Origin of the sequence: Nocardia sp. NPDC051990, assembly GCF_040680755.1 — a bacterium.
Lineage (GTDB): Bacteria > Actinomycetota > Actinomycetes > Mycobacteriales > Mycobacteriaceae > Nocardia.
Genome location: NZ_JBFAXH010000010.1, coordinates 16,836 through 37,497, shown reverse-complemented (window position 1 = coordinate 37,497; position 20,662 = coordinate 16,836). Strand labels below are relative to the sequence as shown.

The 20,662-nt window shown below is 65.8% G+C and carries 18 protein-coding genes and 1 pseudogene; 1 reads left to right on the top strand and 18 read right to left on the bottom strand.

Annotated features, from left to right (window positions below; translation table 11 throughout):
- Window positions 1–47 precede the first annotated feature (47 nt).
- The 18 genes and pseudogenes from nuoN to AB0L63_RS19630 all read right to left on the bottom strand — a co-directional run bounded on the left by nuoN (window position 48) and on the right by AB0L63_RS19630 (window position 19,787).
- The gene (nuoN, locus tag AB0L63_RS19715; RefSeq protein WP_364502579.1) at window positions 48–1,658 is read right to left on the bottom strand and encodes an NADH-quinone oxidoreductase subunit NuoN; all 1,611 of its coding nucleotides are present in this window, start codon (window positions 1,656–1,658) and stop codon (window positions 48–50) included.
- Window positions 1,655–3,274: an NADH-quinone oxidoreductase subunit M gene (locus AB0L63_RS19710; protein ID WP_364502576.1), complete on the bottom strand. Its 1,620-nt coding sequence runs from the start codon at window positions 3,272–3,274 to the stop codon at window positions 1,655–1,657. Before AB0L63_RS19710 ends, nuoN begins: the two co-directional genes overlap by 4 nt.
- Entirely contained in the window at window positions 3,271–5,157 is a 1,887-nt protein-coding gene (gene nuoL / locus AB0L63_RS19705; RefSeq protein WP_364502573.1) for an NADH-quinone oxidoreductase subunit L, read from the bottom strand. The genes AB0L63_RS19710 and nuoL overlap by 4 nt, the downstream gene beginning before the upstream one ends.
- Window position 5,158: 1 nt before the next feature.
- Window positions 5,159–5,458: an NADH-quinone oxidoreductase subunit NuoK gene (nuoK, locus tag AB0L63_RS19700; RefSeq protein ID WP_062982135.1), complete on the bottom strand. Its 300-nt coding sequence runs from the start codon at window positions 5,456–5,458 to the stop codon at window positions 5,159–5,161.
- Entirely contained in the window at window positions 5,455–6,324 is an 870-nt protein-coding gene (locus AB0L63_RS19695) for an NADH-quinone oxidoreductase subunit J (RefSeq protein WP_364502570.1), read from the bottom strand. Before AB0L63_RS19695 ends, nuoK begins: the two co-directional genes overlap by 4 nt.
- Window positions 6,321–6,866, bottom strand: a complete 546-nt coding sequence (gene nuoI / locus AB0L63_RS19690) for an NADH-quinone oxidoreductase subunit NuoI (protein ID WP_364502914.1) — start codon at window positions 6,864–6,866, stop codon at window positions 6,321–6,323. Before nuoI ends, AB0L63_RS19695 begins: the two co-directional genes overlap by 4 nt.
- 30 nt (window positions 6,867–6,896) lie before the next feature.
- Window positions 6,897–8,198 (bottom strand): annotated as a pseudogene (gene nuoH, locus AB0L63_RS19685) (NADH-quinone oxidoreductase subunit NuoH); the annotation flags it as partial.
- Window positions 8,191–10,665, bottom strand: a complete 2,475-nt coding sequence (locus AB0L63_RS19680) for an NADH-quinone oxidoreductase subunit G (protein WP_364502568.1) — start codon at window positions 10,663–10,665, stop codon at window positions 8,191–8,193. The pseudogene nuoH and the gene AB0L63_RS19680, both read right to left, overlap by 8 nt.
- A complete protein-coding gene (gene nuoF / locus AB0L63_RS19675; RefSeq protein WP_364502912.1) occupies window positions 10,662–11,975 on the bottom strand; it encodes an NADH-quinone oxidoreductase subunit NuoF in 1,314 nt (437 codons plus the stop codon). Before nuoF ends, AB0L63_RS19680 begins: the two co-directional genes overlap by 4 nt.
- The gene (gene nuoE, locus AB0L63_RS19670; RefSeq protein ID WP_364502565.1) at window positions 11,975–12,682 is read right to left on the bottom strand and encodes an NADH-quinone oxidoreductase subunit NuoE; all 708 of its coding nucleotides are present in this window, start codon (window positions 12,680–12,682) and stop codon (window positions 11,975–11,977) included. Before nuoE ends, nuoF begins: the two co-directional genes overlap by 1 nt.
- Window positions 12,679–14,013 (bottom strand): NADH-quinone oxidoreductase subunit D, encoded by a 1,335-nt coding sequence (locus AB0L63_RS19665; protein ID WP_364502562.1) that lies wholly within the window; start codon window positions 14,011–14,013, stop codon window positions 12,679–12,681. Before AB0L63_RS19665 ends, nuoE begins: the two co-directional genes overlap by 4 nt.
- Window positions 14,013–14,783, bottom strand: coding sequence for an NADH-quinone oxidoreductase subunit C (locus AB0L63_RS19660; RefSeq protein WP_364502559.1), 771 nt, complete (start codon window positions 14,781–14,783; stop codon window positions 14,013–14,015). The genes AB0L63_RS19665 and AB0L63_RS19660 overlap by 1 nt, the downstream gene beginning before the upstream one ends.
- Window positions 14,780–15,334: an NADH-quinone oxidoreductase subunit B gene (locus AB0L63_RS19655; RefSeq protein ID WP_040690435.1), complete on the bottom strand. Its 555-nt coding sequence runs from the start codon at window positions 15,332–15,334 to the stop codon at window positions 14,780–14,782. Before AB0L63_RS19655 ends, AB0L63_RS19660 begins: the two co-directional genes overlap by 4 nt.
- A 77-nt stretch (window positions 15,335–15,411) precedes the next feature.
- Window positions 15,412–15,792: an NADH-quinone oxidoreductase subunit A gene (locus tag AB0L63_RS19650; protein ID WP_062982121.1), complete on the bottom strand. Its 381-nt coding sequence runs from the start codon at window positions 15,790–15,792 to the stop codon at window positions 15,412–15,414.
- 404 nt (window positions 15,793–16,196) lie between these two features.
- On the bottom strand, window positions 16,197–16,532 hold the full coding sequence (locus tag AB0L63_RS19645) for a hypothetical protein (protein ID WP_364502909.1): 336 nt from the start codon (window positions 16,530–16,532) through the stop codon (window positions 16,197–16,199).
- A gap of 234 nt (window positions 16,533–16,766) precedes the next feature.
- On the bottom strand, window positions 16,767–17,144 hold the full coding sequence (locus AB0L63_RS19640) for a PLD nuclease N-terminal domain-containing protein (RefSeq protein ID WP_364502556.1): 378 nt from the start codon (window positions 17,142–17,144) through the stop codon (window positions 16,767–16,769).
- A 118-nt stretch (window positions 17,145–17,262) separates the two neighbouring features.
- Complete coding sequence (dinB, locus tag AB0L63_RS19635; RefSeq protein ID WP_364502553.1) at window positions 17,263–18,516, bottom strand: DNA polymerase IV; 1,254 nt, start codon at window positions 18,514–18,516, stop codon at window positions 17,263–17,265.
- Between the two features lie 53 nt (window positions 18,517–18,569).
- The gene (locus AB0L63_RS19630) at window positions 18,570–19,787 is read right to left on the bottom strand and encodes an erythromycin esterase family protein (RefSeq protein ID WP_364502550.1); all 1,218 of its coding nucleotides are present in this window, start codon (window positions 19,785–19,787) and stop codon (window positions 18,570–18,572) included.
- A gap of 112 nt (window positions 19,788–19,899) precedes the next feature.
- Between AB0L63_RS19630 and AB0L63_RS19625 the strand changes: the two genes are divergently transcribed.
- On the top strand, window positions 19,900–20,604 hold the full coding sequence (locus AB0L63_RS19625) for a TioE family transcriptional regulator (RefSeq protein ID WP_364502906.1): 705 nt from the start codon (window positions 19,900–19,902) through the stop codon (window positions 20,602–20,604).
- Window positions 20,605–20,662 lie beyond the last annotated feature (58 nt).

Here is a 20,662-nt window from a genome sequence, read left to right as displayed (position 1 = left end):
ACACGACACCGCCGCACCCGATCGGGGTGCGGCGGTGCGGTCGGGGCTCAGCGGACGAAAGTCGATGCGCGGTCGGACAAGTCGAGCAGCATTTGCGGGATGATGCCGAGCAGGACGGTGGCACCCGCGGTGAATGCGACGACTGTCGTGGTGAGGAATGGCGCGGCGACGGTCGGGGCATCCGTGGGTGGGTCGGTGAAGAACATCAGGACAATAACGCGGATGTAGAAGAAGGCGGCGATGGCGCTGGAGATGACACCGACGATCACCAGATAGCTGGCACCGCCGGAGGCGGCGGCTTGGAAGACCGCGAACTTGGCGACGAAGCCACCGGTGAGGGGCAGGCCGGCGAACGAGAGCAGGAACAGGGCGAAAACCGTTGCCAGCCAAGGGGAGCGGTGGCCGAGGCCGGCCCATTGGGACATGGCGGTGGCCTCGTCGCCGTCGGTATCGCGGACCAAGCTGACGACCGCGAACGCGCCGAGCGTGCCCAGGCCGTACGCCAACAGATAGAACAGGATCGCCGACGTACCCGCCTTATTCGCCGACGCCAGACCGGTCAGAATGAATCCGGCATGCGCGACCGAGGAGTAGGCGAGCATGCGCTTGACGTCGGTTTGGGTAATCGCCATGACCGCACCGATCACCATGGTCGCGATGGCAATGGCGGCGAGTACCGGACGCCAGTCGTCGCGCAGACCGGGCACGGCGATCTGCAGTACCCGCAACAGCGCGCCGACCGCGGCGATTTTCGTCGCCGCGGCCATGAATCCGGTCACCGTGGTCGGCGCGCCTTGGTACACATCCGGCACCCAGGATTGGAACGGTACCGCGCCGATCTTGAACAACAGCCCCACCGCCAGCATCGCCACCCCCAACAGCGCCAGGGTGGTGTTCTGTGGATGCTGGGCTATCGCATCGGCGATACCACCGAGCTTGACCGTTCCCGCCTGCCCGTACAGCAGCGCGACACCGTAGAGGAAGAAAGCGGACGAGAACGCCCCGAGCAGAAAGTATTTCAGCGCTGATTCCTGCGACAGCAGCCGCTTGCGCCGCGCCAGCCCGCACAGCAGGTACAGCGGCAGCGACAACACCTCCAACGCCACGAACATCGTCAGCAGATCATTCGCCGCCGGAAACAGCAACAACCCACCGATCGCGAGCATGGCCAGCGGGAACACCTCGGTGGTCGCGACACCCGCACGCACAGCGGCCATTTCACCGGCACTGCCGGGCACCGCGGAGGCCTGCGGGGTGAACGCGTCCACACCACCGCCGACGGCGGCCGCGGCCACACTCCACGTCCCGGGACCGGAGCGCGCCTGCGGCCGCGGCTCCGCACCGCGCTCCGCCATGAACAGCAGGGCCAGAATGGACACCACCAGAATCGTGCCCTGCAGGAACAGCGTCACACCGTCGATCGCCACCGCACCGACCATCGCGGTCGCCTCGGTCCCGGACAACCGCACCACCGCAACCAGCGCCGCGACCAACCCGGCCAGCCCGAGCGGCAACTGGATCGCATACCGATGGCGGCGCGGCGCGAACGCCTCGACGAGCACCTCGACCACCGCCACCCCGAAGACGATCAGCATCGGCGATAACTTGGCGTATTCGATGCTGGGCGCGGGCACACTTGCCGCGAGCAGACTGCTCATTTGTGGGCACCTCCGTGATCGGCCCCCGCTGCGGGGATCGCGGGCGTCTTCGGCGCCGGATCATGGACGCCGATGGTGCTCAGCGTCTGACCCACCGCAGGATTGATGAAGTCCAGCACCGGTTTCGGATAGGCACCGAGGAATAGCAGCGCCGCGATCAACGGCACCACCACCGCCAACTCGCGCGGCACTAGATCATAGAGCCGTTCGTTGCCTTCCTTGACCGGCCCGGTCATCATCCGCTGGTACATCCACAGCACATACAGCGCGGCCAGCACCAGCGCTCCGGTCGCGATCACCGCCGCGAATCCATAGCGGGTGAATGTGCCGAGCAGCACCAGAAATTCGCTGATGAACGGAGCGAGACCGGGCAGCGACAGGGTGGCAAGACCGGCGATGAGGAAGGTGCCCGCCAGTACCGGCGCCACCTTCTGCACCCCGCCGTAGGCGGCGATGGCCCGAGTTCCCCTGCGCGATACCAGGAAACCCGCGATCAGGAACAGCGCCGCGGTCGAGATGCCGTGGTTGACCATGTACAACGTGGCCCCGGTCTGCCCCTGACTGGTCATCGCGAAGATGCCCAGAATGATGAATCCGAAGTGCGAGATCGAGGTGTAGGCGATCAGTCGCATCACATCGGTCTGTCCGACAGCCAGCAGCGCGCCGTAGATGATGCCGATCACCGCGAGCGTAATCACCAGGGGCGCGTAGGTTCCCGAGGCATCCGGGAACAGCAGCACGCAGTACCGCAACATACCGAAGGTGCCGACCTTGTCGACCACCGCCATCATCAACACCGCACTCGATGGTGTGGCCGCCACCGCCGCATCCGGCAGCCAGGTGTGCAGCGGCCACAGCGGCGCCTTCACCGCGAAGGCGAACATGAACCCGAGGAACAGCGCGTTCAGCACAGCCGGACCGGCACCGAGCTGTCCGGCATTGGCCGCGGCCACGACGGTGCGGAAATCGAAGGTGCCCGACGATCCGGATCCGAGCCCCTGCCGCGCGGTGAGCACATACAATCCGACCACCGCGGCCAGCATGATCAGACCGCCGAACAAGTTGTACAGCAGGAATTTCACCGCCGCCCGAGAGCGCTGCTGGCGATGTGCGAGATCGGCGCTGCGCGGTCCGAAGCCACCGATGAGGAAGTACATCGGGATCAACATTGCCTCGAAGAACACGTAGAACAGCAGAATGTCCAGCGAGACAAAGGAAATCAGCACCATGGCCTCGACGAGCAGCGTCAACGCGACATAGGTATGCGACACTCGACGCCCGCTGCCGACCTCGCGCTCATCGTTCCAACCGGCCAGGATCAGCAGCGGCACCAGCGCCGCGGTGAGCAGCACCAGCACCAGCGCGATCCCGTCCAACCCCAGCGTGTAGCCCGCGCCGAAGGCCGGAATCCACTCGTGCGATTCAACGAACTGATACTGCGCCCCACCAGGTTCGAAGCGCACGCCCAAGACGATGCCGAGCACCAGCACCGCCGATGCGACACCGAATGCCAGCCCGCGCGCGAGGGTGCGCCGCGACGCAGGCAACAGCAGCACCACGACCGCGCCGACGACCGGCAATAACCACAGCGTGGTCAACCAGGGAAAGTCACTCACCAAAGCCTCACTGCCAGCAGGGCTGCGGCCACCAGGGCCGCGCCGGTGAACATGGACAGGGCATACGACCGTACGAAGCCGGACTGCACCTTCCGGATTCGCGCGGACAGTCCGCCGATCAGTGCGGCGGTACCGTTGACGATGCCGTCGATGCCGCGGTTGTCGAGGAAGACAAGGAACCGGGTCAGATACGCACCAGGGCGCATGAACACGCCCTCGTTGAACGTGTCGCCGTAGAGATCCTTGCGGGCCCCGATGGTCAGCGCCGACACCGCTTCCGGTGCGGTCTCGGGCACCTCGTGCTGCGCGAACTGGTTGTAGGCGACGCCGATTCCGACGGCGACCACCAGCAGTGCCAGGGCGGTCACCACGCCCGCGGGCACGACCTCCTCGCCGTGATGGGCCCCGACAACGGGTTCGAGCCAGTTCTGCAGTGATGACCCGAGGACGAACAGCCCACCCGCGGCCACCGATCCGATCGCGAGCAGAATCATCGGCCCAGTCATCACCGCCGGTGCCTCGTGCGGATCGGTATCCGGTTGCCAGCGCCGCTCGCCGAAGAACGTCATGATCATTACGCGCGTCATGTAGAACGCGGTCAGCCCGGCACCCAGCAGCGTCACCGCACCCAATGCCAAACCGCTTGCGCCGCCTTGGTTGAACGCCGCCTCGATGATCCGATCCTTGGAGAAGAATCCGGCGAACGGTGGCACCCCGATGATTGCCAGGTAGCCGAGCCCGAAGGTGACGTAGGTGACCGGCAGCAGTTTGCGCAGTCCGCCATAGCGGCGCATATCGGTCTCGTCGTCCATCGCGTGCATGACCGATCCGGCACCGAGGAACAGCCCGGCCTTAAAGAAGCCGTGGGTGAGCAGATGCATGATGGCGATCGCGTATCCGGCCGGGCCGAGGCCCGCGGCCAGCACCATATAACCGATCTGGCTCATGGTCGACGCCGCCAGTGCCTTCTTGATGTCGTCCTTCGCGCAACCGACGATCGCACCGAACAGCAGTGTCACCGCGCCCACCAGCACCACACCGAGCCGTGCATTGGGCGCGAGATCGAAGATCGGCCCGGAGCGCGCGATCAGATACACGCCCGCCGTCACCATGGTGGCGGCGTGGATGAGTGCGGAGACCGGTGTCGGCCCCTCCATCGCGTCGCCGAGCCAGGACTGCAGTGGCACCTGTGCGGACTTACCGCATGCGGCCAGCAGCAGCAACAGCCCGATCGCGGTGAGTGTGCCCTCGCTCGACTTCGGCGCGGTCGCGAACACCGCGCCGAAGTCGAGCGAACCGAATATCGCGAACATGGTGAACATGGCGATCGCCAGCCCCATATCACCGACCCGGTTGACGACGAACGCCTTCTTGGCCGCGGTCGCCGCGGTCGGCTTGTGGTACCAGAAACCGATCAGCAGATAGGAGGCCAGACCGACGCCCTCCCAGCCCAGATACAGCACCAGGTAGTTGTCCGCCAGCACCAGCAGCAGCATGGCCGCCAGGAACAGATTCAGGTAGGCGAAGAACCGCCGCCGTCCCGGATCGTGGTTCATGTAGCCGACGGAATAGATGTGGATCAGCGATCCGACGCCGGTGATCAGCAGTGCGAAACACACCGACAGCTGGTCCAGTTGGAGGCTGAAATCCACCTGCAACCCGTCGACCGGTACCCAGCTGAACAAATCGTTGTGGATCGCGCGGGCGGCATCGGCCCGGTCGAGCATGTCGAAGAACGCGACGACAGCGAAGCCGAACGAGGCCAGCGCGGTGGTGCAGCCGAGTAGATGCCCCCACTTATCGCTGTAGCGTCCGACCAGCAGCAGAATGGCGGCACCGGCCAGCGGCAGCGCGGGCAGCACCCAGAGCGTTGCGGTATCCACGTCAGAACTTCAGCAGGTTGGCGTCGTCGACCGAGGTCGAACGGCGGGTGCGGAAGATGGTCATGATGATGGCGAGTCCGACGACGACTTCGGCCGCGGCCACCACCATGGTGAAGAACGCGAACACCTGACCGTCGAGATTCGAATGCAGCCGGGCGAAGGTGACGAAGGCGAGGTTGACCGCATTGAGCATCAGCTCGATGCACATGAACACCACAATGGCGTTGCGCCGCAGCAGCACACCGGCCGCGCCGATGGTGAACAGCAGGGCGGACAGGAACAGGTAGTTCTCAGGATTCACCGCTTGCCTTCCTCGTCTGCCTCGCGGGCGGTGGTTTCGGGCTCATCGACCTCCGTGGCGAAGGCCGGGGTCTTGCCGACCGAGATGACCGCGGCCTCGGTGAGCGCCCTGGTGCGGCGGTGCCGCAGGATGGTGCTGATCGACAGCTCCTCGAAGGATCCGTCCGGCAGCCGTGCCGGAATATCGACCGCGTTGTGCCTGGCGTACACGCCGGGCGTCGGCAGCGGGGTGGCGCGATCGGAAGGCCGGGCCGGGTCGTAGGCCCCGCGGAACCTGCGGCGCGAGAGCTCTCGCTGATCCAGGCGCGGTCCGAAATTCTCCCGGTGCGCCAGGATCATCGCGCCGATGGTGGCGGTGATCAGCAGTGCGCCGGTGAGTTCGAAGGCCCACACATATCGGACGAAGATCAGTTCGGCGAGTTTGCCGATCACGTCTTGATATGTGAATCCCTTTGCCGGATATGTGATTCCGGAGTTGCGGATGCCGTTGGCGATACCGCTGATCAGCAGCAGCCCGAAGCCGAGCCCGACCGCGCCCGCCGCGAGCCGGTGCCCGCGCAGCGTTTCCCCGAGCGACTCGGGGGAGTCGACGCCGACGAGCATGAGCACGAACAGGAACAGCATCATGACCGCGCCGGTGTAGACGACGATCTGCACGACGCCGAGGAACAGCGCGTCCTGGGCCATATAGAAGGTGGCGAGCACGATCATGGTGGCGGCCAGGCAGATCGCCGAATGCACGGCCTTGCCCGCGAAAACCATACCGAGCGCGCTGATTACGGCGAACGGGCCGAGGATCCAGAATTGGACGGCCTCGCCGGTGGAGGTGTGGGTCAAGGGCTCGGCGGCCAGGATCAATTCGGTCACCGCGCGCCTCCTTCCGCGCCCGCGGCGGCGGGCGCCCTGTTATCCGAACCGCCTTCACCGCTCGGGACATTGCCGCGGTAGTAATCGCCTTCCGTCGCACCGGGGTACATCGCGTGCGGCGGTGCGGTCATACCGGGCTGCAGTGGAGCCAGCAGCCGGTCCTTCTCGTAGATCAGATCGGCGCGGTTGTCATCGGCCATCTCGTACTCGTTGGTCATGGTGAGCGCCCTGGTCGGGCATGCCTCGATGCACAATCCACAGCCGATACAGCGCAGATAGTTGATCTGGTAGACCTGTCCGTAGCGTTCGCCGGGCGAAAAGCGTTCGGTCTCGGTGTTATCCGCGCCCTCGACGTAGATCGCGTCCGCGGGGCAGGCCCATGCGCACAGCTCGCAGCCGATGCATTTCTCCAGACCATCCGGATGCCGATTGAGCTGGTGGCGGCCGTGATAGCGGGGTGCGGTCGGCACCTTCTGTTCCGGATAGGACTCGGTATTGGGCTTCTTGAACATGGTCATGAAGGTGACTGCGAAGCCCATCAACGGTTCCAGCCGTCCCGGCTCGGGTTCCGGCCGCCGCGTCGATGGATCCGGCAGCGGTGGCGTCGGGAAGCCGAGGAAGACCGCCGTGCCCGCTTCCTGGGCGGGTTTCTCTACCGTCGGCGGCGTATCCGGTGCACGCCCGGCCCGCAAGAACATCGACACCATCAGTCCGGAAATGATGATTCCGCTGATCACCAGCAGCGGCGTCTGGATGTGGTAGCCCTCGTTCTGCAGCACGCGGGCGGTGGCGACCAGCATGACCCACAGCAGTGCGGTCGGAATCAGCAGCTTCCAGCCGAGATTCATGAACTGGTCGTAGCGCAGGCGAGGCAGCGTGCCACGCAACCAGACGAAGACGAACAGGAACGACCACATCTTGGCGATGAACCACAGCGCAGGCCACCAGCCGGAATTCGCACCGGCCCACAGGTTGATCGGGAATGGTGCGCGCCAGCCGCCGAGGAACAACGTGGTGGCGAGTGCGGAAACCGTCGCCATATTGATGTATTCGGCCATCATGAACATGGCGAATTTGAGCGAGGAGTATTCGGTGTGGAAACCGCCGACCAGCTCGCCCTCGGCCTCGGGCAGGTCGAATGGCGCACGGTTGGTCTCACCGACCATCGACACGCAGTAGATCAGGAACGACGGCAGCAGCAGGAAGACATACCAGGTGCCCTCCTGCGCCTTGACGATGCCGGAGGTGGCCATGGTGCCGCCGAGCAGGAACACCGTCGCGAAGCACAGCGCCATCGCGATCTCATAGGAGATCACCTGTGCGGTCGAACGCAACCCGCCAAGCAGCGGATAGGTCGAACCGGACGACCAGCCCGCCAGCACGATCCCGTATACGCCGATCGAGGTGATGGCCAGGATGTAGAGCACCGCCACCGGCAGATCGGTGAGCTGCAGCGCGGTCCGGTGGCCGAGGATCGACACCTCCGGCCCGATCGGGATCACCGCGAATGCCATGAATGCGGGCACCACCGAAATGACCGGCGCCAGAATGAAAATCGGCTTGTCGACGATGGCCGGGACGATATCTTCCTTCAGTGCCATCTTCACGCCGTCGGCAACGGCCTGCAGCGTGCCCTTGGGGCCGACCCGGTTCGGGCCGACGCGCATCTGCATCCAGGCCACGATCTTGCGCTCCAGATACACCGCCATCATCGGCGTGAGCAGCAGGAAGGCGAAGATCGCCAGGGATTTCCCGATGACGAGCCACAGCGGGTCGTGGCCGAAACCGGCGATAGCGTCAGGCCCGGAGGAGGCAGCTTGCGTAACCACGGAGGGCCAAGCGGACGCCGCAGTGAACACAGAGAGATCACTCATGGCGGTGTTCCTTCATCCTCTCGTCGGCGCGGTGCAGGTGCACCACACCGCCCGGCTGGGTGGCGAGCTGTTCGTTGACCGTGCAGCCTGGCGAGTTCAGCGGCAGCCACGCCACCCGATCAGGCAGATCGGTAATCAGCAGCGGCAGCGTGACGGTGCCGCGATCGGTGGCGACGATGATCGAATCGTCATCGGCAGCACCCATTTCGGCGGCGGTGGTGGGCGAGAGCCGCACCACCGGCGGCCGCGCGACACCCGCCAGATTCGGCTCGCCATCCTGCATACGCCCCTGATCCAGCAGCATCCGCCAGCCGGACAGGATGGCCGTGCCGGGAATGGGCTTGGTCACTGGATGCGGCCGGTGCGCGGGCGCGGGCAAGGACGGACCGTCCCAGGTACCGAGTTCGGCGAGTTCGGCGCGCGCGGATTCGGTATCGGGCAGTCCGAGCGCCACCTTCATCTCGCCCGCGATGGCCTGCAGCACCCGCTGATCCGACAGCGGTGCGGGTTCGCGGCGCACCACCGAATCACCGAGTGCCGCCTCGAATTGCCGTGGCCGCCCCTCCCAGGTGCGGAAGGTCCCGGATTTCTGCATTGCCGAGGCCACCGGGAAGACGACATCCGCGCGTTCGGTGACCGCGCTGTGCCGCAGCTCCAGGCTGACCACGAAGCGGGCGGCGTCGATGGCCTGAAGTGCCGCCTTGGGGTCCGGGAGATCGGCGATTTCGACACCGCCGATGATCAGTGCGCCCAAGGTCGGCGCCGCCTCGAGGATGGAGGCCGTGTCGCGACCCGCGGTGACTGGCAGGTCCGCGACATTCCAGATCGTGCGAACCTGTTGGCGCGCCCGGGGATCCACAACCGGTCGGCCACCGGGGAGCAGGCCGGGCAGCGCGCCCGCCTCGACGGCACCGCGTTCACCCGCCCGCCGCGGCACCCAGGCCAAGGCCGCACCGGTTTCGTCGGCGAGCCGGACCGCAGCGGACAGCGCGCCCGGAATCCCAGCCATTCGCTCACCGACCAGCATTACCGCACCCGGCTGACGCACCAGCTGCGCGGCCGTTGCCGAAGCGGCTGCGTCCGTACCTATTTCGCCGGTGCGCAAGGCATCGAGCAGGTGAGGCTCGGCCCCTGGCATGGCTTGCAGCAGTGTGCCCGACATCCGATCCAGCCCGCGCGAAGAGTAAGCGGCGAGCGAGAAGATCGGCATACCGCGCTTGCGTGCCGCTTTGCGCAGCCGCAGGTAGATAATCGGCGACTCCTCTTCCGGCTCGAGCCCGACGAGCAGTACGACCGGCGCGTTCTCGAGTGCTTCGTAGTCGACGGTGACACCCTGTCCGGCGACACGAGCGGCGAGGAAGTCGGCCTCTTCGGCCGAGTGCACCCGAGCGCGGAAGTCGATGTCATTGGTGCCAAGGGCAACTCGAGCGAATTTGGCGTAGGCGTAGGCGTCTTCCTCCGTGACGCGACCACCGACCAGCACGCCCGCACTGCCGAACGCCGATGCCAAACCTTCGGCCGCGGCGGCCAATGCCTCGGACCAGGATGCGGGTGCAAGGTTGCCGTCCCAACCGCGCACCAGCGGTGTGGTGAGCCGGTCGCGTTCGGTGGCGTAGGTGAACGCCCACCGGCCCTTATCGCAGTTCCACTCCTCATTGACCTGCGGATCGTCACCCGCCAAGCGGCGCAACACTTTTCCACGCCGATGGTCGGTGCGCTGTGCGCAGCCGGACGCGCAGTGTTCGCAGACGCTCCGGCTGGAGACCAGATCGAACGGGCGAGCCCGGAACCGGTAGCTGGTGCCGGTGAGCGCGCCCACCGGGCAGATCTGCACGGCATTGCCGGAGAAGTAGGAGTCGAACGGTTCGGCCTGTGCGGTGCCGACCTGCTCGAGGGCACCACGATCCATGAGTTCGATGAACGGATCGCCGGCGATCTGCTGGGAGAAGCGGGTGCAGCGGGCGCACAGCACGCAGCGTTCCCGGTCCAGCAATACGGCCGTGGACAACGGAATCGGCTTGGGGTAGGTGCGCTTCACGCCGTCGAAGCGGGTTTCGGGCCGACCGCTCGACATCGCTTGGTTCTGCAGTGGGCATTCACCGCCCTTATCGCAGACCGGACAGTCGAGTGGGTGATTGATGAGCAGTAGCTCCATCACCCCTTCCTGGGCCTTGGCGGTGGGTGCCGAAGTCAACTGGGTGCGCACGATCATGCCGTCGGCGACGGCCATGGTGCACGACGCGACCGGCTTGCGCTGCCCCTCCACCTCGACCAGACATTGGCGGCATGCGCCGACCGGGTCGAGCAGCGGGTGGTCGCAGAAGCGCGGGATCTGGATCCCGATGAGTTCGGCGGCCCGGATCAGCAGTGTGCCCGCTGGAACGCTGACCTCGGTGTCATCGATGGTGACGGTGACCAGGTCAGCGGGCGCGATTCCGCTGGCTTTGGAATTCACAGTGGCTGTCATCGGACTCCTTCGGCCCAGGCGGTGGATCGCGCGGGATCGAACGGGCAGCCGTCGAGCCGCAGATGGTCGACGTATTCCTGGCGGAAGTACTTCAGCGAGGAAATGATCGGGCTGGCCGCACCGTCGCCGAGTGCGCAGAAAGATTTGCCGTTGATGGTGTCGCTGATATCGAGGAGCTTCTCCAGATCCGATTCGGTGCCCCGACCAGCCTCGATCCGCTTCAGCAACTGGACGAGCCAATAGGTGCCCTCACGACAGGGCGTGCATTTACCGCAGGATTCGTGGGCGTAGAATTCGGTCCAGCGCAGCACCGCGCGCACCACGCAGGTGGTGTCGTCGAAGATCTGTAATGCCTTGGTGCCCAACATGGATCCGGCACCGGCGACGCCCTCGTAGTCCAGTGGCACGTCGAGATGTCGCTCGGTGAACAACGGCGTCGACGAACCGCCGGGCGTCCAGAACTTCACCTGGTGTCCGACCCGCACGCCACCGGCGTAGCCGAGCAGTTCGCGCAACGTAATGCCCAGTGGCGCTTCGTATTGTCCGGGCCGCGCGACGTGCCCCGACAGCGAGTACAGCGTGAAACCCGGGGATTTCTCACTGCCCATGGAGCGGAACCAGGCCGTGCCGTTCAGGATGATCGGCGGCACGCTCGCAATGGATTCCACATTGTTGACCACCGTCGGGCAGGCATACAGACCCGCCACGGCCGGGAATGGCGGCCGCAGTCGAGGCTGGCCGCGCCGACCTTCCAGCGAATCCAGTAGCGCGGTTTCCTCACCGCAGATGTATGCACCGGCACCGGCGTGCACGATGAGTTCCAAGTCGTAGCCGGAGCCTAGAATGTTCTTTCCGAGGAATCCGGCCGCATATGCCTGCGTGACCGCGGCCTGCAGCCGCCGCAGCACCGGCACGACCTCGCCGCGCACATAGATGAACGCGTGTGCCGCCCGAATCGCATACGCCGCGATGATGACGCCCTCGATGAGGGTGTGCGGGGTGGCCAGCATGAGCGGAATGTCCTTGCAGGTACCGGGTTCCGACTCGTCGGCATTGACCACGAGATAGTGCGGTTTGGTGACGCCATCGGGTCCGGGCCCTTGCGGGATGAAGCTCCATTTCATACCGGTCGGGAAGCCCGCGCCGCCACGACCGCGCAGACCCGCGTCCTTGATGGTCTGGATGACCTGATCGGGCTCCATGCGCAATGCCTTGCGCAACGCCTGATAGCCGTCGTGGCTGCGGTAGTGCTCGATGGTCCACGACCGCGGGTCGTCCCAATGCCGGGTGAGTACGGGAGTCAGTCTCATCATGCCTCGCCCGGCTTCGGTTCCTGCGCTTGCATATTCTGTTCCTGTGCAACCCGCAGACCGGCAAGTGTCGCCTCGCCCGCCGCACCGTCGAGCACCCCGGGGCGTTCGTCGGGGAATCCGGCGAGGATGCGCGCGGTCTGCTTGAACGTGCACAGCGGTGCGCCGCGTGTCGGTGTCACCTGCTCGCCGCGGCGCAGCGAATCCACCAGTGCGGCAGCCGATTCCGGGGTCTGATTATCGAAGAACTCCCAGTTGACCATCACCACCGGCGCGAAATCGCAGGCCGCATTGCATTCGATGTGCTCGAGGGTGATCGACCCGTCCGGTGTGGTCTCGCCGTGCCCGATGCCGAGTCGGCGCTGTAGGGTCTCGAGAATGGCATCGCCACCCATCACCGCGCAGAGCGTGTTGGTGCAGACACCGACGTGATAGTCGCCGGTGGGGGTGCGCCGGTACATCGAGTAGAAGGTCGCCACCGCGGTGACCTCTGCGCCGGTCAAGTCCAGCTGGTCGGCACAGAATTCGATGCCGGTGCCGGTGACGCAGCCCTCCTCGGCCTGCACGAGGTGCAACAGCGGCAGCAACGCCGAGCGCGGCTCCGGATACCGGGCGATGATCTCCTTGGCATTGATCTCGAGTCGTTCGCGCACATACCGCGCGAACGGCTCCGGCCGGGTGGACAGCTTCAACAGGATCTCGGTCATCGGTCAACTCCGCCCATCACCGGGTCGATGCTGGCGACGGATGCGATGACGTCGGCGACCATGCCGCCCTCGCACATCGCCGCCACCGCTTGCAGATTCGTGAACGAGGGGTCGCGATAGTGCACCCGATATGGGCGGGTGCCGCCGTCGCTGACCATATGCACACCCAGTTCGCCGCGTGGCGATTCCACCGCCACATACACCTGTCCCGCCGGGACCCGGATGCCCTCGGTGACGAGTTTGAAGTGATGGATGAGCCCCTCCATGGATGTGCCCATGATGCGGCCGATGTGCTTGGGGGAGTTGCCGAGTCCGTCTGGACCCAGCTGCAGATCCGCGGGCCAGGCGAGCTTCTTGTCATCCACCATCACCGGACCCGGCCGCAATTTGTCCAGACACTGCTCGACGATCTCGAGCGATTCCCTCATCTCCGCGACCCGAATCCAGTAGCGGCCGTAGCAATCGCAGCCGGTGGTGGTCGGAACGTCGAATTCGTAGTTCTCGTAGCCGCAATACGGCGCGGTCTTGCGCAGATCGTGCGGCAGACCGGTCGAGCGCAGGACCGGTCCGGTGATGCCGAGCGCCATGCAGCCGGTGAGGTCCAGGTAGCCGATGTTCTTGGTGCGTGCCTTCCAGATCGGATTCTGGGTGAGCAGATGATCCATATCGCGCAGCCGCTTGGGCAAGAGCTGCAGCAGCTCGCGGACCTTGGTGACACCGTCGTCGGGCAGATCCTGGGCGAGGCCGCCGGGCCGGACGTAGGCGTGATTCATGCGCAGGCCGGTGATGGTCTCGAAGACATCCAGAATAAGTTCGCGTTCCCGGAAACCGAACAGCATCGGGGTGAGCGCGCCGAGCTCCATCCCACCGGTCGCCAGCGCGACCAGATGTGAGGAGATCCGATTGAGCTCCATGAGCATGACGCGAACGATGGTGGCGCGCTCGGGGATCTGCTCTTCGATATCGAGCAGCCGTTCGACGCCGAGGCAGTACGCCGTCTCGTTGAAGAACGGGGACAGATAGTCCATCCGGGTCACGAAGGTGGTGCCCTGCGCCCAATTCCGGAATTCGAGATTCTTCTCGATACCAGTGTGTAGATAGCCGATGCCGCAGCGGGCCTCGGTGACCGTCTCGCCCTCGATTTCCAGGATGAGCCGCAGTACGCCGTGCGTGGACGGATGCTGCGGACCCATGTTGACGACGATGCGTTCCTCACCCGCGCCGTCGAGGGTTTCGGTGACCGTATCCCAGTCCTGGCCCGCCACCGTGACCACAGCGGGTTCGGGCCCGGTGTCGTTGTGGACGCCGGGTCGGGTGTCGATGTCGCTCATTACTTGTACGCCCTCCGCTCGTCGGGCGGCGGAATGCGCGCGCCCTTGTACTCGACCGGGATCCCGCCGAGCGGGTAGTCCTTGCGCTGGGGGTGGCCACGCCAGTCGTCGGGCATGGTGATGCGCGTCAGCGAGGGGTGGCCATCGAAGAGGATGCCGAAGAAGTCGTAGGTTTCCCGCTCGTGCCAGTCGGTGGTCGGATACACACCGAACAGCGACGGGATATGCGGGTCGGCATCCGGTGCGGATACCTCGATGCGCAGGCGTCGATTGTGGGTGATGGACATGAGGTGATAGACCGCGTGCAATTCGCGGCCCGCGTCGTCCGGATAGTGCACGCCGTTGACGCCGAGGCAGAGCTCGAAACGCAGTGCGGCGGAGTCGCGTAACGCCGCGGCGACGGTCACCAGATGTTCGCGTCGCACGTGCAGGGTGAGTTCGCCGCGGAAGACGATCACTTTCTCGATGGCGGTCTCCCAGCTGGTGCCGACCGCGCCGAGCGTGCCGTGCAGTGCGGTGACGACCTCGTCGAAATAGCTGCCGTACGGCGCGGGGGTGCTGCCGGGCAGTGTCACCGGCCGAACCAGGCGGCCGTAGCCGGAGGTGTCGCCGGTGCCGGTGACACCGAACATGCCGCGCCGCACGCCGATCACCTCGGCCGATGCTGAATCCGCTTCCGGCGGTGTGCCTTCCGGTCCTGCAGTGGCCGCGGCGTCGACGAACTCCGGCGGCGTGCGGGTTTCGGTGTTGTCGGGGGAGTCGAAGGTCATCGCAGCAGACCCTCCATCCGGATGGTCGGCGTGGACGCCAGTGCCGCCGCTTCGGCGGCACGGATGGCCTCCTCGCGGTTGACGCCGAGTGGCATCTGCTGGATCTTCGCGTGCAGCGTCAGGATCGCGTTCAGCAGCATCTCCGGGCGCGGCGGGCAGCCGGGCAGGTAGATGTCGACCGGCACCACATGGTCCACGCCCTGCACGATGGCGTAGTTGTTGAACATGCCGCCCGAGGACGCGCAAACGCCCATGGCCAGCACCCATTTCGGTTCGGTCATCTGGTCGTAGACCTGACGCAGTACTGGTGCCATCTTCTGGCTGACCCGGCCCGCGACGATCATCAGATCGGCCTGCCGCGGTGAGGCGCGGAACGCCTCCATACCGAAGCGGGCGATATCGAAACGTCCCGCGCCGGTGGCCATCATCTCGATGGCGCAGCAGGCCAGCCCGAAGGTGGCCGGCCAGAGCGAGCCTTTGCGCAGATATCCGGCGAAATCTTCGACCGTGCTCAGCAGAAAGCCGCTGGGCAGTTTTTCCTCGAGACCCATGTTCGACTAACTCTCACTTCCACTGTGCGTGCGACCCGACGTGGCGAAATGCCTTGTGGGCCAATGCGTATGGGCGATCAGTCCCAGCTGAGACCGCCGCGGCGCCATTCGTAGGCGTAGGCCACCGAGACGTTGAAGATGAACAGCGCCATCGCGGCGAGACCAAAGAGACCGAGCGCATCGAAGTGGACAGCCCACGGGTAGAGGAACACGATCTCGATATCGAAGATGATGAACAGCATCGCGGTGAGGTAGTACTTCACCGGAAAGCGTTGTCCGGTAACATTTCCCGGCCCGCCCGCGACGGCGTGCGGAGTCGGTTCGATGCCGCACTCGTAGGCCTCCTGTTTGGCCCGGTTGTAGCGCTTGGGACCGACAAGGGCCGAGAGGATGACGGAGAACACCGCGAACGCGGCGGCGACCGCGCCGAGGACCAGAGTGGGCATCTCGATATTCACGACTGCACTTCCCCTCCTTGCGAGCTGTAGCTGGCGGTTGGGCGTCATGTCCCCCGACTGCGCCGGGAGTGTGATGGTCGGCGTCGGAATCATGACGGCAGCTTCCGAGGCGGGCTGACGTCGTTGTCCGCCTCGGTCAGACTCGCCTCATGGCCTGCTCGCACCACGCGGGTCTGTCATATCGAGGCTCGCGCTCATGTGAGCTACGGCACAGCCTACAACTGACACGGCGGGTCGACCATTTATTCGATTGGGTCTTTGATCGAAAACGGGACTGCTATTTATGACTGAATCGGGGGTAATCCGACCCGCCGGATCGCTAAGTGATTGCACCGTCACGTGACATCAGAGTGCCCGCGTCCTCGGAGGCCGCGGGCACGATGTGGCGCTCGGGGCAGATTCGGTCAGGCCGCGGTGTAGTGGCGCAGCAGCGCGACGACGGCCTCGGTGAGCCGGATCGGATCGATCGGATGGGATACGGCAGCCTCCGCGCGCGACCAGTTCGCGAGCCAGGCATCATCGGGGCGACCGGTCAGCACCAGAACCGGTGGGCACTGGGCGATCTCGTCCTTGAGCTGTTTAGCGATGCCGAGCCCGCCCGCTGGGGCGGATTCGCCGTCCAGGATGGCCAGGTCGATACCGCCCGCGTCCATCTGCTCGATGACCACGGGTGCGGTCGCCACCTCGAGGTAGTCGAAGGCGGGCAGCTCGGGGTGCGGGTGTCTGCCCAATGCCAGCATGACTTGGCCCCGGGTATCGGCGTCGTTGCTGTAGACCAGGACCCGCAGTGGGGTGGTTCGAATCGCGTCGGCCACGCAGGGATGGTACGTCGGGGCGGGGGTGCGGCGTGGCACGTTGGCTCAGATTGCTCAGTGCGCGTCGCGCTGTCATCGGTCGGCGGCGCGGAATGCGTGTGCGGATAAGGTAATCGAAAGCCGTTGCCTGCGGGTGGCAGCCGGCGGGGTGGGCGACGCTTACAGGTCGCCCTGTTCGCGGCGGCGGTCCTGATCGCGTTGGCGTTCTTCCTCTTGGCGGCGGGCCTCGCGGCGCTGGGATTCGGCGCGTTCCTGCAGGCCGCGTAGGAAGGCTTCGTCATCGTCCGGATTCTGCGGTACGTAGCGGCCGGGCCGGTCGTATTCGCCGTAGCGGGTGAGGGAACGCGGGGCGCCCTCGTGCAGCGGGCGCCCCGCGAACAGCCACAGCAGTGCGCCAACGGTCGGCACCAGGATGACGACGATGAGCCATGCCATCTTCGGCAGATTCCGGATCCCGGCATCGGGGCAAGTAACGATGTCGACCAGGCAGTAGACCCACAGGGCCAACGTGATCAGGCCCAACAGTGCGTATGGCATCGGAAATCTCCTCGGGCGCACGGCAATAGCGATGGCCTGCTCATCCGTGGTTTCCGAAAGATCGATGGTCCCCCCGCCGAATCGGCCTGCATGGAGGATACACACCGCGTTGAGCGCATCAGTCCGGCAGCAACGGGACCGAGATGCCTTCGCCGCGGCCGATGAGAGCGGCGCGGGTGACGGCGGATGAGCCGAAGCGGCGGCGCAGGTCGTCGAGGGTGGCATCAAGGGTGTTGGTGGCGCGAGATTCCAACGGCAGGGTCAATTGGACGGCGTCAGCGTTGTCGAGATTGGTCAGTGCCAGCCCGATGAGGGTGAGGCCACGCTCCTGAATCGTGGGCATCGCGCCACTGAGCAAGGTGCGTGCGGCGTACAGGATGGTTTCGGTGTGATCGGTGGCCTCGGCCAGGGTGTGCGAGCGGGTGGCTCGAGAGAAATCGTCGAAACGCATGCGCAACACCACAGTTCGGGTCACCCGCTCGGCCGCGCGCAACCGACAGCCGAGCCGGTCGGTGAGGCTGTGTAGGTAGGCCTCGATCTCGTCGGGTGGCCGGTACCGACGACCGAGTGCGCGTTGCGCGCCGATGGAGCGGCGGCGGACACCGGTTTCGACGCGCCGCGGGTCGCGAGCCAAGGACAGGGCGTACAGGTGCTGTGCCGCGGCGGGGCCGAGGATCGCGCGCAACGGTGATTCGCCGAGTTCGGCGAGTTGACCGATGCGGGTGATGCCGTGTTCGTGCAGGGTGCGGGAGGTGACTTCGCCAACGCCCCATAGTCGTTCGACCGGCAGCGGATGCAGGAAATCGAGTTCGAGTTCCGGTGGCACCAGGCGCAATCCGTCGGGCTTGGCGACCGCGCTGGCCACTTTGGCCAGGAATTTCGTTCGCGCGATCCCGACCGAAATCGGCAGCCCAACCTGCTCGCACACCGCATCGCGCAACCGCCGCCCGATCTCGACGGGTTCGCCGGCGATCCGCCGCAGTCCACCCACATCGAGAAACGCCTCATCGATCGAAATGCCCTCGACCACCGGTGTCGTGTCGTGGAAGATCTCGAAGACGGCCTTGCTCGCCTCGGCATAGGCCGACATACGCGGCGGCACCACTATCGCATGCGGGCAAAGCCGCAGTGCCGCAACACCATTCATAGGCGTGCGCACCCCGAACGCCTTCGCCTCATAACTGGCCGCCAGCACCACCCCGCCACCCACAATCACCGGCCGCCCCCGCAACCGAGGGTTATCGCGCTGTTCCACCGAGGCGTAGAACGAGTCGAGATCCGCATGCAAGATCGACGCCTCGGCCCGTGCCTCGATCCGCGGCCTGCGCGAACGCGGCGCAATCGCTGGGCGGACAGACTCGGACACGAACATATGTTCGCATAGATCTACCTCTAACGCGTAGGACCGCGAGCTATCGAGTGGGGCTACCAATACTGATGCTGTTTTCCGTCGGTGTCGGCAATGAAGATGACCGCGTCGGCGCCGTGCAAGTCGGCAGGGGTGAGCGGGATGTGGCCGCGCACGATCGGTTTGCCCGCGCTGGTCGACGGGGGAAGCGCGGAGCGCAGGGCCGGTGTGGCGAACAGGGCGCGTCGGGTGGTCGCCTCGGCCAGGACGCTCTGGAGAGTGCCCGGATCGCTGTCGAGGCTGGCGTCTGTTGCCAGGAACATGTAGCGCTCACCGAGGGTGAGCCCGACGAGAGCGCCGGCGCTGCCCCAGTTCGCCTCGTCTGCCACGGTCGGTATCGAGCACTGCATGCGTTGCAGGAGTGCGTTGTGTGCGAAGACCAGGGTCGGCCCGCGCCGGTGCTCCGTGGCAATGATCGCGAGCAGGTTCTCGGCCATCATTTCGGCACGCAGGCTGAGCAGGGTCGCAATGCGATCAGGCGCGGAACTGGCGATGGCCGCGTGATAGCGCAGCAGGCCCAGGGCGGTGCTCGCGTGCGCGACGGCGTGGTCGTAGCCGGTCGGGTCGGCGGGGCGCAGGCCGGGTGCCGCGCGGCGCAACGCGCTGGCCAGATCGTCGGCGACGCTGCGCAGGGCGCGAGCGCGGTCGGAGTTGCCGATGGACGCTGCCGGGTCGAACATGGCCGCCTCGTTCGTCCAGTCCGTGTCCTCGCCGAGCAGGGCATCGAGGTCGCGGACTGATTCGGGCCGCAGCGCCACGGGCAGGTAGTCGATGACCGAGGACAGTGCGCGTCGCGGGCTCGGCGCACCGGCGTACTCCGTCGGCGCGTCGAAGCCGTAGAAGCGGACCCGATCCCGCGGTGCGCGACCGGCATTGTGCGCACGGAGCCATTCGACGAGTTCGCGGTTGCCAGGCACGGCGCCGAACCCGTGGCTGAACCCGGTCGCGAGCACCGTGTCGATCTCCGCCGGCGCCCCGGCCACGTAGTCGTCGACAAGGGATGCGGCGAAGGCATCGGTCTCCAACGCGATCGACCGGTAATCCCGTTCGACGAGGTGACCGAGGAGTTCGTTGCGCAGCAGCGGGAATGCCTCGATCCCGTGTGTCGGTTCGCCGAGGGCGAGCAGGGTCGGCGGCTCGGTCCGCGTGGCGAACAGTTCGTCGAGGGCACGGCCCAGGCTCGCCGGGTTGTCGAGTTGGCGGCCGATGCCACGCAGTGCTGTCGCGGTAGACATGAATACCCCTTCCAGAGTGAGCTACCGTCGACAGTATCGTTGAAGATTCGAGTGAAACTTCTGCAACTTTTACCTGAGATTCAGAGATGAAAGCCTCAATCGGAGGTGCAAGCTGCGGCCCATCGACCTTGCCAGGGAACACGGGTTGTCCGCACAGGCGATCCGCAACTACGACGACGCGGGCATCCTTCCGCCGACCGAGCGCAGCGAGACCGGCTTCCGGCGCTACACATCTCTGCACGCACAGGCGCTACGTGCCTTCCTCGCGTTGCGCGGTGGCCACGGGCACCAGCGGGCAATGGAGATCATGCGCGCGACCAACTGCGGCGACACCGAGTCCGCGTACCGGTTCATCGACGCCGCACACGTCGCGCTGCTTGCCGAACGTGAGACCCGCACCGAGGTCGCAACGGCCCTCGGCAGCCTGTCCACTTCGACACCGCCCCAGGTCACCGGTCGACCGCTGACCGTGGGCGAACTCGCGCGCCGACTCGGCGTGGACCCCGCCACCCTGCGCACCTGGGAGACCCAGGGCATCCTGCACCCCGAACGCGACCGAGCAACGGGTTATCGCGAATACGGACCGGACTGCGTACGCGACGCCGAGATCGCACGGCAACTGCGCCAGGGCGGCTATCTGCTGCATCAGGTCGCCCAGTTCATCGATTCCCTGCGCAACGCGGGCGGGGCAGACGCGTTGACCGTCTTCCTCGACTCCTGGCAGGACCGGCTGACCACACGCAGCCGCAACCTTCTCGCCGGCGCGGCGCAGCTCGATACCTACCTCACGATGCTCGATCAGACACAGCAGGGGTGACCGACGATGTAGTGCGGGCAGGGACAGAATCCGGGGACTACCCGTGCAGCGCTGCCCA